This is a genomic window from Streptomyces lomondensis, assembly GCF_014651035.1.
Lineage (GTDB): Bacteria > Actinomycetota > Actinomycetes > Streptomycetales > Streptomycetaceae > Streptomyces > Streptomyces lomondensis.
Window position 1 is genome coordinate 1 of sequence record NZ_BMWC01000003.1, and the last position, 14,000, is coordinate 14,000.

General features: G+C 72.6%; 10 protein-coding genes. 5 read left to right on the forward strand and 5 right to left on the reverse strand.

The window, feature by feature from the left end; genetic code table 11:
• Positions 1-81 precede the first annotated feature (81 nt).
• Positions 82-1,848 carry an SGNH/GDSL hydrolase family protein gene (locus IE255_RS11575; RefSeq protein ID WP_190050126.1) on the reverse strand — a complete coding sequence of 589 codons (1,767 nt, stop codon included), beginning with the start codon at positions 1,846-1,848 and terminating at the stop codon, positions 82-84.
• 243 nt (positions 1,849-2,091) lie between these two features.
• On the opposite strand from IE255_RS11575, the gene IE255_RS11580 reads away from it, so the two are divergent.
• Together IE255_RS11580 and IE255_RS11585 are read left to right on the forward strand one after the other, a co-directional pair.
• Positions 2,092-2,499, forward strand: coding sequence for a DUF6278 family protein (locus IE255_RS11580; protein ID WP_190050127.1), 408 nt, complete (start codon positions 2,092-2,094; stop codon positions 2,497-2,499).
• A 140-nt stretch (positions 2,500-2,639) separates the two neighbouring features.
• The gene (locus IE255_RS11585; protein ID WP_190050128.1) at positions 2,640-3,383 is read left to right on the forward strand and encodes an amino acid ABC transporter ATP-binding protein; all 744 of its coding nucleotides are present in this window, start codon (positions 2,640-2,642) and stop codon (positions 3,381-3,383) included.
• 223 nt (positions 3,384-3,606) lie between these two features.
• Here the strand turns inward: IE255_RS11585 and IE255_RS11590 are convergent, their stop codons facing one another.
• Positions 3,607-5,175, reverse strand: coding sequence for a CocE/NonD family hydrolase (locus IE255_RS11590; RefSeq protein WP_190050129.1), 1,569 nt, complete (start codon positions 5,173-5,175; stop codon positions 3,607-3,609).
• A 116-nt stretch (positions 5,176-5,291) separates the two neighbouring features.
• Positions 5,292-6,047, reverse strand: coding sequence for a hypothetical protein (locus tag IE255_RS11595; protein ID WP_190050130.1), 756 nt, complete (start codon positions 6,045-6,047; stop codon positions 5,292-5,294).
• A 104-nt stretch (positions 6,048-6,151) separates the two neighbouring features.
• Here IE255_RS11595 and ggt point away from each other — a divergent pair, with 104 nt between their 5' ends.
• Positions 6,152-7,951, forward strand: a complete 1,800-nt coding sequence (gene ggt, locus IE255_RS11600; RefSeq protein WP_190050131.1) for a gamma-glutamyltransferase — start codon at positions 6,152-6,154, stop codon at positions 7,949-7,951.
• Between the two features lie 48 nt (positions 7,952-7,999).
• Here the strand turns inward: ggt and IE255_RS11605 are convergent, their stop codons facing one another.
• Positions 8,000-10,537 (reverse strand): ATP-dependent Clp protease ATP-binding subunit, encoded by a 2,538-nt coding sequence (locus IE255_RS11605; RefSeq protein WP_190050132.1) that lies wholly within the window; start codon positions 10,535-10,537, stop codon positions 8,000-8,002.
• A 179-nt stretch (positions 10,538-10,716) separates the two neighbouring features.
• Entirely contained in the window at positions 10,717-11,484 is a 768-nt protein-coding gene (map, locus tag IE255_RS11610; RefSeq protein ID WP_190050133.1) for a type I methionyl aminopeptidase, read from the reverse strand.
• Between the two features lie 32 nt (positions 11,485-11,516).
• On the opposite strand from map, the gene IE255_RS11615 reads away from it, so the two are divergent.
• On the forward strand, positions 11,517-11,768 hold the full coding sequence (locus IE255_RS11615) for a helix-turn-helix domain-containing protein (RefSeq protein WP_190050134.1): 252 nt from the start codon (positions 11,517-11,519) through the stop codon (positions 11,766-11,768).
• Between the two features lie 110 nt (positions 11,769-11,878).
• Positions 11,879-13,918, forward strand: coding sequence for a hypothetical protein (locus tag IE255_RS40555; protein ID WP_190050135.1), 2,040 nt, complete (start codon positions 11,879-11,881; stop codon positions 13,916-13,918).
• Positions 13,919-14,000 lie beyond the last annotated feature (82 nt).

Here is a 14,000-nt window from a genome sequence, read left to right on the forward strand (position 1 = left end):
CACCGGCACTGAACAGCACCGTCACTTCCCTGCGACCTGATCCAAACGACAGGCCCTAGGGCCTGATCCGAACAACACCCCCTACGACCGGAGCAGCCGCAGGTCGACCGACTCCGCCAGGGCCGCCAGCCCCGCGTCGCCCGGATGCAGATGGTCCCCGCTGTCGTACGCGGGCAGCATCCGGGACGGCCGCTGCGGATCGCGCACCACCGCGTCGAAGTCGAGCACGCCGTCGAAGACCTCGCCGTCCCGGATCCACTCGTTGACCGCGACCCGCTCGGCGTCGACGGCGGCCGTGCACCGCGCCTCGCCCTCGCAGGGCAGGATCGTCGCCGCGAGCATCCTCACGCCCCGGGCGTGCCCGCGCGCCGCGATCTCCCGCAGCCCGGCGATCACCTGCTCCGCGGAGGTGTCCCACCGCAGGTCGTTGACGCCCTCGAAGACGACCGCCGTACGTACCGACGGCTGGGCGAGGACGTCCCGGTCGAACCGGTGCAGGGCGCTCACCCCGGCGGTGTCCGTGGACACCCCGTCGCCGGGGTAGCGGTCGGTGACCACGCGGTTGCCCGAGACGCCCTGGTTCAGCACGCCGTAGCGCGGGACGGTGTTCTGGGCGAGCAGCCGGTCGGCCAGGACGTCGGGCCAGCGCCGGTTCGCGTCCACCGTGGACCTGTCGCCGTCGGTGATCGAGTCCCCGAGCAGCACCACGGACCCGGGCCCGCCGCCCACGTCGACCCCGGCGAGCAGCGGCCAGCTGCTGATCACGGACGTGTACGCCCCCGCCGAGCCGTCCGCCGCGTGGTCGCCGGGCTCGCTGACGTACGACCGCTGCTGGGCGAGCCGGTGCACGGGCGCCGCCGCCACCGTGCCGGGCAGGTGGAAGCTCACCAGCAGGTTGGTGTCCGCGGGCACGGCGAAGCCGAGGGGATCGCTGTAGGCCTGCGCGCCGGCCGGGATCTCCACGCCCGCCGCACCGCCGAAGGACAGCGGCACCGGAGTGCCCCGCGAGGCCGCGCCCGACGCCTGCACCGCCACCGTCGCGCTCCCGATCCGCACCGGAGCCGCCGCGAACGTGTTGTCGAACCGCACCCGCACCCGGGGCCCGCCGGCCGAGGTGTGCACCACCAGCCGCAGCGTCCGGTCGGTCCAGGGCCCCACCGCGGCGTAACCGCCCGTGGACGTCGCCCAGCTGCCCGTCCAGCCCTGCGTCGCGGTCCGTACCGACAGCGCGAAGACATGCAGCCCGGCCGCGCGCGGCAGCCGGACCGAGGCGACCGCGCGCCCCGGCGCGAGCGGCACCGTCACGACGTACAGGCGGGCCCGCTCGGCGAGTTGCCCGCCGGGCGTGTTGATGTGCGGCAGGGCCACCGCCTTCGTGGCGAGCGGACCGGTGCGCCAGTCCGGCGCGGTCAGCCGGTAAGCGGAGCGCGTGCCGTTCGCGTACGTGATCGTGCCCGGCCCGCCCACCTCCGTGCCGGCGGTGCCCGCCACCAGGAAGGCGAGGGCGTCACCGCGCCCCGTGACGCGGACGTCCTGCCCGGCGGCCCGGACGTTGTCCGGCTCGCCGGGCTGCCGCTCGGGCCAGGTCAGCCGGGCCCCCTGGACGGTGAGGGTGCGGCCGGGTGTCCAGCCGGCGGCCCTGAGGTCCCGCGCCGACAGGGAGGCGCCGGCACCGTCGAAGTCGGCCCCCGCGGGCCGCTCGTCGTCGCTGACCGCGACGTTGTCGAACAGTCGCTCAAGCGGTACCGGCGCGGCCGGTCTCTCCTCGGCGGCCTGCGCCGGCACCGCCGAGATCAAGGACCCGCACAGGGTCAGGACGACCAGGACCCCCCGGACACATCGGCGCACGGCCGACTCCTCCCGCTCATCGACACACGACGCGACACCACGAAACGCAGGGACGGAACACGGCGACGGAACAGACGACGTACCGAAGACGTAACGACAGCCGATACGCAAGACGCACGGTGAAGCTAGGGAGACAACAGGGACTCGTCAACGAGCCAGGGGCGAACACGGCGTGAACTCGACCGTCACCGACGGCCCGCGCGCCTGTGGTGCGTACGGCGGTACGAATGACACGCTGGACGTATGAACATCCCTTTCCTGGGCAACCGGCGCCAGAAGGTGGGGTTCCCCGATCCGGCGGGCATCGCGGAACTCCTCGCCGAGTGTGAACTGCTCCGCTCCCAGGCGTCCCGGGCGGGTGTCCGGCTGGACGACTCGGCGGCCTCGCTGGAGGCGCTGGACCAGCTCCTGCCGCGCTGGCGGGACGACGAGGAGACGCTGCCCTGGCTCGGCAACGACGCCGGGCTCTACCTGGGCACGGTCATCGTGCGCACCGTCCCGGGAGCCGCCTGGGAGATCCGCTCCGACGGGCAGCCCGTCGTGCGGCTGGACTCCGGCCGGGAGTTCGACGTCGTGGACTCCGGGCACGAGTGGGCCGCGAACGGCGTGCCCGAGCTGTCGCAGCTGTACGCGGAAGTCGCGGAGGCATGAACGCCATGGCCAGAACCTTTGGCCCAAAGTCCGACGTAAATACGGCTAATGATCGAAAAGTGCGTGTCGCCCGACAAGTCTGATCTTGCCTGGATACGTTGCGGCAACCACCACACAGCTGAGAGTGAGTAGGGCTGAGCATGGCCGTCGATCCGCTGATCGAGCTGCGTGACGTCAACAAGCACTTCGGGGAGCTGCATGTCCTGCGGGACATCAACCTCACCGTCGGCCGGGGAGAGGTGGTCGTGGTCATCGGCCCGTCGGGGTCGGGAAAGTCGACCCTGTGCCGGGCGATCAACCGGCTGGAGACCATCGAGTCCGGACAGATCGTCCTGGACGGGCAGCCGCTGCCGGAGGAGGGCAAGCCCCTGGCCCGGCTGCGCGCCGACGTCGGCATGGTCTTCCAGTCGTTCAACCTCTTCGCCCACAAGACCGTCCTGCAGAACGTCTCCCTGGGGCAGGTCAAGGCCCGCGGGCGCCGGAAGGAGGACGCCGACAAGCGCTCCCGGGAACTCCTCGACCGGGTCGGCGTCGCCGACCAGGCGGACAAGTACCCGGCGCAGCTCTCCGGCGGTCAGCAGCAGCGTGTGGCCATCGCCCGCGCCCTGGCCATGGAGCCCAAGGCGATGCTCTTCGACGAGCCGACCTCGGCCCTCGACCCGGAGATGATCAACGAGGTGCTGGAGGTCATGCGGCAACTGGCCCGCGACGGCATGACCATGATCGTCGTCACGCACGAGATGGGGTTCGCCCGCTCGGCCGCCAACCGCGTCGTCTTCATGGCCGACGGCCGGATCGTCGAGGACCGCACCCCCGACGAGTTCTTCACCAACCCCAGCAGTGACCGCGCCAAGGACTTCCTCTCCAAGATCCTCAAGCACTGAACGGGCGGGCACCGGACGGCTCATCGCATCGGACCTCGACTACGATGTGCCCTTCATCCCTGTCGGAGAGGGGGACTTCGCCGAATTCCGCCGACACCGCCCGGGGTGAGCAGACCGCCCGCCCGGTCCGCGGGGCGTTCCCGCCGGGCGCGGACCCCATGGCGCTGTCGGCCACGGGGGCGGCGGTTCACATCGGCCAGGCCCGTCCGGCGGCAGCCGGAGATCACTGCTCGCGCAGCGGGACCGACACGTACGACGGGTCGCTCACCGGCGAGGAGAAGGTCAGCTGCGCGCCGGACGGGTTGTGCTCGATGTAGAGCGGGTCGACCGTGTCGACGACCAGGGCGAGGCGATGCCCGGCCGGGACGTCGTAGGCCGTGGAGTACAGCTCCAGGTCGACGCCGAACGGCTTTCCGGGGGTGCGCCCGTGGAAGGTGTACGGCGCGTGGGTGACCAGCTTGCCGAGGCCGAGCGGCCCCACGTCGTACAGGTAGGCGACGAGGGTGCCGCTCTCCTTGGCCGGTGTGAGGGTTGTGTGCAACTTCGCCGTCCCCCGTACCTGTTGGGCGGTGGCGTACTTCTCCGACTGCCACACGGCGGCCCAGCGGCGGGGGAGCAGCGGGATCGAGGCCATCGGGGGCAGCTGGGCCATCTGGTCGAGGATGCTGGACAGGAAGACGACCCCGCCGTCCGCGCCCGAGTTCACGTTCGCGTGGATCGTCTTCGAGCCCGCGAGGGCGATCTTCCGGTCGTTCGCGCCGACCGACTTCCAGTCCGGGTAGCCCTCGTAGCCGCCCGCGGAGCGGGACTTGAGCTGGACGGGCAGCTCGCGGTCGATGCCGTTGGCCTCGCCCCGCAGGTAGTGGTCGAACCAGCGCCGGGTGTCCTTCCACACGTCGTTGGGCAGCCCGAACAGGCCGGTCAGCTCGGCGGTGGCGTGGTCCCCGGGCCGCAGCTCCAGCCGCTTGGGGCCGGTCAGCTTCTCGTGGAAGTCGGCGTACTGGTTGGGCGGGAAGACCGAGTCGCCCCAGGCGTTGGCGAGCATGATCGCCGCGCCGTTCTTGTTGATCTGGTCGACGTACGTAACAGCGGAACGTTTCTTCCCCCAGGCGATGAGCTCCGGCTCCTTCGCCAGATTGGAGTTGTAGAAGTCGTCGAAGACCTGCCGGAGTTCGGCGCTCTGCCGGCCCGTGACGATGCTCGCGCCGTCCAGCAGGGCGGCCGCCTGGACGTGCTGGGTGCGCCCGGCGTAGATCGAGCCGATCAGGTCGGCCCAGCCGCTCAGCGAGGCGACCGCCTTGACCCGTTTGTCATGGGCGGCGGTGAGCAGGCTGATGCCGGCGCCGTAGGAGACGCCCGCCATGCCGATGTGCCCGGCGTCCGAAGGGGTGTTCGCGAGCGCCCAGTCGATGACCTTCGACGCGTCGGCGACATCGGGTGGGCCCGCCACTTCTATCTCGCCGCCCGACTGCCAGAAGCCGCGCACGTTGTACGTGACCACGACGTATCCGGAGTCGGCGAGCTGCTGCGCCTGCGCCAGGTACTCGATCTGGGGCAGGCCCCAGCTCGTGGGCAGGACGAGCAGCGGGAAGCGGTCGGTGCCGCGGGCGCCGGCCGGGGTGACGACGTTGGCCTTGAGGACGGTGCCGCCCTCGCCGGCGATGTCGACGAAGCGGACGGGGTTCGGCGCCGCCTGGGCGGTGGGGGCGATTCCGAGGGCGGTGCCGGCGACCAGGGTCGCCGAGACGGCGCCTACGGCGGTGGTGCGCAGGGCCTTGCGGTGATGTCCCACGGGTCACTCCTCACTCGTGTCAGTGCAAAGTGACCGAACGGTAACCGTGCCCCCTTACCAGTGGTAACCCGTCGGTAAGTTACGTGGCAGTAACGATTGTTGAGCAGTGGAGGACTTCAGGAGGCGCGGTGTGTACTGCGTGGAGCCGCGGCGGGCAGCGGCGTCTGGGCCGCACGGGTCACGTCCTCGACCAGTTCGACGACGTCCGGGCCGTACGCCTGGGAGTTGATCACCTTCAGCAGCAGCACGAAGGAGCTGCCGCCGTACTTGCGGGCCAGCCGCTCGTGGTTGCGGGCGAGGTAGCGGGTGGTTGCCTGGTTGGTGATCGACGTCTGGCCGCAGAAGAGGAACACCGGACGGGTGTTCTGGCTGCGCTCGGCGGTGAGCCGGGCGAGCAGCGCGTACTCCTCCCTGCCGTTCTCCACGCGGTAGCGCTCCGAGCCGACCAGGAACGAGCCCCGGTCCGGGCCCGGTTCGGCGTCCACGTTCACTCGCACACCGGGCAGCAGGGAGGACAGATGGGCCGCCATCCGGCGGTTCGACGCCGGGCCGCCCACACAGAACTCGGTGCGCTCACCGAAGCCCTGACGCGCGGTGTCGTGCGGGAGGATCTGGGCGTGGGCGTTGCAGTCCTTGATCAGCGCGGCGAGTTCGAGCAGCGCGAACACGTCGTAGCGCATCACCGCCAACTCGGGTCCCGCGGCACCGCGGTTCACCACCAGCAGCGACTCGGAGTTGTCGGGCAGCCCGAAGAACGCCTGCTTCCGGCGGAGCCTGCGCCGGTACAGGTAGGTGCGGGCCACCCAGCCCAGCGCGGCGCTGATGCCCGCCGCTATGACGCCCAGGACGATGTTGCGCACGTCGTCGTTCATGGGCGCGCATGGTAGCGGGCCCGACGCACCGGGGTTCGACGCCTGCCTGACGCGGCCATGGCGATGAATTAAGCTGCGCGAACGGCCTTTGACTGGAGGTGCGGATGCGTCGCCCTGTCGCACGGAATCTGACGGTCCTGGCGGTCTCGGCCGCCGTGGTGGCTTCGGTGGGGGCGGCAGCGCCACCCGCCGCGCAGAGCCCCGGGGGTGAGAAGACCCCCCTGGCCGTCGGCTACGGCGGCGCCGTCTCCAGCGTCGACCCGGACGCCTCCGCCGCCGGGATCGAGGTCCTCAGGAAGGGCGGCAACGCCGTCGACGCGGCCGTCGCCACGGCCGCCGCGCTCGGCGTCACCGAGCCCTACTCCGCCGGCGTCGGCGGAGGCGGCTACTTCGTCTACTACGACGCCGACTCCCGCACGGTGCGCACCATCGACGGCCGCGAGACCGCCCCGCTGAGCGCCGGCAAGGACCTGTTCGTCGAGAACGGCAAGCCCGTCCCCTTCGCCGAAGCCGTCAGCAGCGGCCTGAGCGTCGGCACGCCGGGCACGCCCGCCACCTGGCAGACGGCGCTGGACAAGTGGGGCACCAAGCGGCTCTCCAGTCTGCTGAAGCCGGCCGAGCGGCTCGCCCGCGACGGCTTCACGGTCGACGAGACCTTCCGCGCGCAGACGGCGGCCAACGAGACCCGCTTCCGCTACTTCCCGGACACCGCCGAGCTGTTCCTGCCGGGCGGGCGGCTGCCGGTCGTGGGCTCCACCTTCAGGAATCCCGATCTCGCGCGCACCTACGCGGAGTTGGGGCGCAAGGGTGTCGGGGCGATGTACCACGGCCCGCTCGGCCGGGACATCGTCGACACGGTCAACAAGCCGCCGGTGGACCCGGACTCGGGCTGGAACGCCCGCCCGGGCGACCTGTCCGCCACGGACCTGGCGGCGTACCGCACCAAGCTCCAGGCGCCCACCAGGACCTCGTACCGGGGCCTCGGCGTCTACTCCATGGCGCCGTCCTCCTCCGGAGGCACGACGGTCGGGGAGGCGCTGAACATCCTGGAGCGGACCGACCTGTCGAAGGCGAGCGAGGCGGAGTACCTGCACCGGTACATCGAGGCGAGCCGGATCGCCTTCGCGGACCGGGGGCGTTGGGTGGGCGACCCGGCCTTCGAGGACGTGCCGACGAAGGAGCTGCTGTCACAGCGGTTCGCCGACTCGCGGGCGTGCCTGATCAAGGACGACGCCGTGCTCACCAGTCCCGTGGCGCCCGGTGATCCGCGTGACCCGCAGCCGTGCGGTTCCGGCGGTACGGCCGCTCCCACGACGTACGAGGGGGACAGCACCACGCATCTGACCGTGGCCGACCGGTGGGGGAACGTCGTCTCCTACACCCTCACCATCGAGCAGACCGGTGGGAGCGGGATCACCGTGCCCGGGCGGGGGTTCATCCTCAACAACGAGCTGACGGACTTCTCCTTCACGCCGGCGAATCCCGCGGTGCACGACCCGAATCTGCCGGGGCCGGGGAAGCGGCCCCGGTCCTCGATGTCGCCGACGATCGTTCTCGACCGGCAGGACCGGCCCGTGGTGGCGCTGGGGTCGCCGGGCGGGGCGACGATCATCACGACCGTGCTGCAGACGCTCACCGGGTTTTTGGACCGGGGGTTGCCGCTCGTCGACGCGATCGCGGCGCCTCGGGCGAGTCAGCGGAATGCCGCGCAGACCGAGCTGGAGCCGGGGCTCGACCGTGAGGTTCGGGAGCGGCTGGAAGCGATCGGGCACGTCTTCAGGTCGAACCCGGAGATCGGGGCGGCTACGGGGGTTCAGCGGTTGCCGGGTGGGCAGTGGCTTGCCGCCGCCGAGACCGAGCGGAGGGGTGGGGGGTCGGCCATGGTGGTGTGGCCTGTGCGTTGAGGGCCGGGTGCGGGCGGGCGGGGGCTGGTCGCACAGTTCCCCGCGCCCCTAGGACGAGGGCGCTGCTGTCTCTTGAGTCCGAAACACCAAGTGACCGTCCTCCACGTCCACCGTCACCCGGCCGCCCCGCTCGACCCTGCCGTCCAGCAACAGCCGTGACAGTTCGTTGTCGACCTCGCGTTGGATCGTGCGGCGCAAGGGGCGGGCGCCGTACTCCGGTTGGTAGCCGCGGTCGGCCAGCCAGTCCACCGCCCGGTCGGTGAAGGTCACCGTGATGCCCTTGTCCTGGACCAGGGAGCGGGTGCGGTCCAGGAGGAGGTTGGTGATCTGGCGCAGCTGCTCCGTGGTGAGCTGGCGGAAGACGACGATCTCGTCGATGCGGTTGAGGAACTCGGGGCGGAAGTGCTCGCGCAGGGGGCGCAGGATCTGCTCGCGGCGGGCTTCCTCGTCGGCGTCGGCGCCGCCCGACGCGAAGCCCACGGAGGCGCCGCGGCGGGTGATGGCCTCGGAGCCGAGGTTGCTGGTCATGACGATGACCGTGTTGGCGAAGTCCACCGTCCGGCCCTGGGAGTCGGTCAGCCGGCCGTCGTCGAGGACCTGGAGCAGGATGTTGAAGACGTCCGGGTGGGCCTTCTCGACCTCGTCCAGCAGGAGCAGTGAGTAGGGGTGGCGGCGGACGACCTCGGTGAGCTGGCCCGCCTCCTCGTGGCCGACGTAGCCGGGCGGGGCGCCGACCAGACGGCTGACGGTGTGCCGCTCCTGGTACTCGCTCATGTCGAGGCGGACCATGCGGTCCTCGCTGCCGAACAGGGCCTCGGCGAGCGCCCGGGCCAGCTCGGTCTTGCCGACGCCCGTCGGGCCGAGGAACAGGAAGCTGCCGATCGGCCGGTCGGGGCTGGCGAGCCCGGCGCGGGAGCGCAGCACCGCGTCCGAGACGACCCGTACGGCCTCGTCCTGGCCGACCACCCGCTGGTGCAGATGCTCCTCCAGGCCCAGCAGGCGGTCCTTCTCCTCCTGGGTCAGGCTGCTGACCGGGATGCCCGTCTGGCGGGACACCACCTCGGCGATCGCCTCGGCCCCGACGACCAGGTCCTGGCCCTCGTCGACCTCGCCCTCGCCGCCGGCCTCGGTGATCCGCTGCTTCAGCTCCATGATCCGGTCGCGCAACTGGGTGGCCTGCTCGTACTGCTCGTCCGCGACCGCCTGGTCCTTGTCCCGGGTCAGCTGCTCCAGCTCCCGCTCCATGGCCCGCACGTCCGTGCCCTTGGTCCGGGCCCGCAGCCGCACCCGGGCACCGGCCTGGTCGATCAGGTCGATCGCCTTGTCCGGCAGCCGGCGGTCGGTGAGGTAGCGGTCGGACAGCTCCACCGCGGCGACCAGGGCCTCGTCGGTGTAGCGGACCTGGTGATGGGCCTCGTAGCGGTCCTGGAGGCCGCGCAGGATCTCGATCGCGTCGGCGGCGGTCGGCTCCGGCACCATGATCGGCTGGAAGCGGCGGGCCAGCGCCGCGTCCTTCTCGATCCGGCGGAACTCCTCCAGCGTGGTGGCGCCCACGATGTGCAGCTCGCCCCGGGCCAGGGCCGGCTTGAGGATGTTGCCGGCGTCCATCGAGCCGCCCTCGCCGCCACCGGCACCGGCGCCCACGACCGTGTGCAGCTCGTCGATGAAGATGATGAGCTGGTCGGAGTGGGCGCGGATCTCGCCGACGATGTTGTTCATCCGCTCCTCGAAGTCGCCCCGGTAGCGGGTGCCCGCGACCACGCCCGTCAGGTCCAGGGCGACCACGCGGCGCCCGATCAGCACGTCCGGCACGTCCGCCTCGGAGATGCGCTGCGCCAGCCCCTCCACGATGGCGGTCTTGCCGACGCCCGCGTCACCGATCAGCACCGGGTTGTTCTTGCCGCGGCGGGAGAGGACCTCGACGGTCTGCTCGATCTCCTGGTCCCGGCCGATCACCGGGTCGATCCGGCCCTGCCGGGCCAGCTCGGTGAGGTCACGGCCGTACTTGTCGAGGGTCGGCGTGTTCGTCGGGCGCGGCCGCTCGGCCTGGGGAACCTCCGGCGCCTCGGGCGGCTCGGAGGGGGCGAAGCGGGCCGCGTTCAGGATGTGCCCGGCGGCCGAGTCGGGGTTCGACGCCAGGGCGCTGAGCACGTGCTCCGGGCCGATGTAGCCGTAGCCGCGGGCCCGGGCCATGTCGTGCGCGTCCAGCAGGGCCCGCTTGGCGGCCGGGGTGAGGGAGAGCGCGGTCGGCGGCGGCGCGTCGTTCGGGCTGTGCTGGGCCGGGCCCGACCGCTCGTCGATCTGCGACGCCAGCGAGTCGGGGTTCGCGCCGGCCTTGCTGAGCAGGGTCCGGGTGGGTTCGGTGGCGAGCGCCGCCCGCAGCAGGTGCTCCGTGTCGAGGTCGCGGCTGCCGTGCTCGGCGGCGTACTGGGCGGCGCCGCGGACGAGCTCCCGGGCCGGCTGGCTGAGCAGCCGGCCCAGGTCGATCTGCCGGGGACCCGGACGCGGTCCGCCGAAGAAGCGTGCGAGGAATTCTCCGAAGGGATCCGAGCCGTAGCCCTCCGGGCTGCTGAAGCCGCTGCTCATGGGCCTTCCGTTCCCGGCGTCCCCGGCGCGCGGGCGGGGGACGCCCTCGCTGGTCGACGTGCCGGGGTCGGGTAACCCGGGTGGCAGCCCGTTACACCTGGGGCGCGCTCGTACAACACCTTCGCACGATCGCCGACAAGGGGCACCTTCGGGGCATACCCGGGTGAATCCGGCGGATGTCAGCGTGCGGTCAGGATCCTCGGGCCGGACTCCATGATCGCCACCGTGTGCTCGGCGTGGGCCGCGCGGGAGCCGTCGTCCGTCATCAGGGTCCAGCCGTCGGGGGCCGCGTGGAAGGTGTCCGTGCCGCCCGCGATGACCATGGGCTCGATCGCCAGCGCCATGCCGTGCCGCAGCCGCATGCCGCGCCCCGGCCGTCCTTCGTTCGGCACGCCGGGGTCCTCGTGCATCCGGCGGCCGATGCCGTGGCCGCCGAAGCCCTCGGGGATGCCGTAACCGGCGGCGCGGCAGACCGTGCCGATCGCGTGGGCGATGTCGCCGATGCGGTTGCCGACGACGGCCGCCTCGATGCCGGCCGCGAGGGCACGCTCGGCGGTCTCGATCAGGCGCAAGTCGGCCTCGCGCGGAGTGCCGACGACGAAGCTGAGCGCGGAGTCGCCGACCCAGCCGCCCAGTTCGGCGCCGAAGTCGATCGACACGAGGTCGCCGTCGCGCAGGCGGTAGCGGGTCGGGATGCCGTGCACGATCGCGTCGTTCACCGAGACGCACAGAACGGCGGGGAAGGGAGTCGGCGCGAAGGACGGCCGGTAACCGAGGAAGGGCGAGGTCGCGCCCGCCTCGCGCAGCACGTCGTGTGCCACCTCGTCCAGTTCCAGCAGGGAGACGCCCACGCCGGCGGCCTTCTGCGCGGCCGTCAGAGCGCGGGCGACGACCTGGCCCGCCTCGTACATGGCGTCGATCGATGTGTCTGTCTTCAGCTCCACCATGCCAATTACTATACCGGTATTAGAATGGGGTCATGGTGCGCACCCCTCTCACCCCCGAAGAGCGCGAACGCGGCGAGCGGCTCGGCAAGCTGCTGCGTGAGGCGCGTGGCGACCGGAGCATGACGGAGGTCGCGGCGACCGCGGGCATCTCCGCGGAGACCCTCCGGAAGATCGAGACCGGGCGCGCCCCGACCCCGGCCTTCTTCACGGTGGCCGCGCTGGCCGGTGCGCTCGGGCTGTCCATGGACGAGCTGGCGGGACAGTGTGTCCTCGTGCCTCTCTGAGGTGCGTGCTGAGACTCCTGCGCCCCATGTGAAAACTCCTTGTAGCACTGCTGTAACACGACTGGTGTTGCCTACTGGGCGGAGTGCTCCGTTCTGGCGGGAGTTGAGCGATGGCGGCGGATCAACTCCCGGCCGAAGTACGGGAGTTCGCGAATTACCTGGACGGTCTGCTGGCGCGTCTCGACCCGTCCGGCGGCTGGTACGCGGTGTTCTGGCAGCGTGACCCCGAAGGCATGCGGGCCTGTCTCGACGGGCGTGAGATGCCGCCCTGGGACGTGGTCGAGGCGCTGTTGCGGGACCTCGCCGGGCAGTACGGCCCGGGGGGCGCGGGCCCGGAGACGGAACGCGCCCGGGCCCTGCATGCCGCCGCGCTGGCCGCGTTCGACAGCAGGCCCGGCGGCCGTGACGCCCTCGGGGACCTGCTGGACGTCATGCTCCGCGAGCAGCGGCTCGCCGCCGAACGCCAGGCCGGCCTGGCCCGGCAGCTGGCCTCCGCCACCACCCGCGAGGAGGCCGACGCCCTGCGGCTGGACCTCGCCTGGGCCCGGGACGACCACGAGCGAGCGACCGTGCGCTGCGCGGAACTCAGAGCGCGGATGGCTTACCTGGACGGGCAGCGGCAGGGGGTGCCGCCGCTGCACAGGGACGATCGCGAAGCCGGTTCCGGGTGGTGGGCCGACGGGGACGGACCGGAGGCCGCGCCGCGTGCGCAAGGCGCGCGGGGTGCGCGGGGTGCGCGGGGTGGTGAGGCGGCGGGCAGTGTGCGCGGGTACGGCACGGGGCCGGTGGTTCCTGTTGCGCCGGAGGCCGGGGATGCGGTCGCGGGCGAGCGCGGCCCGCTGAGGGGCGGGGTGTTCCGGGAAGCCGTCTCACCTGGGGTGTCCCATGCCTTCGCGGGGCCGGGCCCGGCTCCGGCGGAGCGTGGCCCGGCTGCGGCGGGTCCAGACCGAGCCTCGGCTGGGTCGGGTTCGGGTTCGGTTTGGGCTGGGCCGGGTTCCGCTTTGGCGGGTCCGGACCCGGGTCCGGGTCCGGATTCGGCGGAGTCGGGCTGGGCGTCGGCTGCTCCGGGTCGGGCCCCGGACGGGTCGGGTTCGGCTCCGGCGGGTCCGGGTGCGGCCTCGGCTGCCGAAAGCTGGGCGCCGACGGATCCACGTCCGGCCCTGGCCCAGTCAGGCCCGGCTCCGGCGGCTCAAGGCCGGGCTCCGGGCGCCTCAGCCCCGGCCCAGTCCGCCCCAGGCCCGACCCTCGCCGCCCATGGCCCGACCCCGGCCCCTCAACGCCCGGGCCCGACCACCCAAGGCCCGACCCCGGCCATTCCCAGCCAGTCCGCAACCGCTGCGACCCCGTCCCCGGTCGCTCCAGCCCCTGCCCCGGCCGCACCCGAGCCCCCGGCCCCCCAGCCCCCCGCCCCCAAGCAACGCAAACGCCGTCGCGGGAGTGCCCGCTTCGCCGGGATGGTCGAGGAGGAGGCTGCGCCGGTCGTCGTGCCGCCCGCCGCCGTGCCGACGATGCCCGTGCCCGCGCCGGCCACCGGCCATACCCCGCGCGGCGCGCGCTTCGCCGGGGCCGCCGAGGAGGCGGTGGTGGAGCACGCGGCGCCGGAGGCCGGCGCGGTCGGCGCGGCGGAGCGGGCGGAGGTCGTGCGGGCCGTCGAGACGCTGGCGCGGCTGCGGAGCGAGGGGCGCAGCGGGGAGGCGCACGCCCTGCTCGTCGAGGCCGCGTACTGGGCCCCCGCCCGGTTCCCGCTGCTCGCCCACGAGCTGGAGCGGGCCGGGCTGGGGGCGCACTGGCAGACCCTGCTCTGGGAGGCCGCCTCGCTGCCCGCCGGACGGCTGGTCGCCGCCGCGGACGCCCTGGTCGCGGCCGGGCGAGCGGAGGACGGGCAGCAGATGCTGCGCCAGGGGGTCGCCCGGCCTGCGTGCGAGGTCGGGGAGGCCGTCCTCGGGCTGGTCGCCGAGGGGCGCCGGCGCGAGGTGCGCGCGCTGCTCGACGCCTACGTGCGGGCCCGTACCCCCGAGGAGGCCGCCCGCAGCGCCGAGCCCGATCCGCAGCGCCTGATGCCGCTCCTGCTGGAGGCCGCCCAGGGCGTGTCGGACGAGCGCCACTGGGATCTCCTGCACGCCCTCCGGGTCGCCGGATTCCCCGCCTGACCGGCGATATCGTGCCACCGGCGACTCACCCACAGGAGTGCGAATCGCACCCGGCCCCGCGGGTTGGCGACGATGGTCTTGG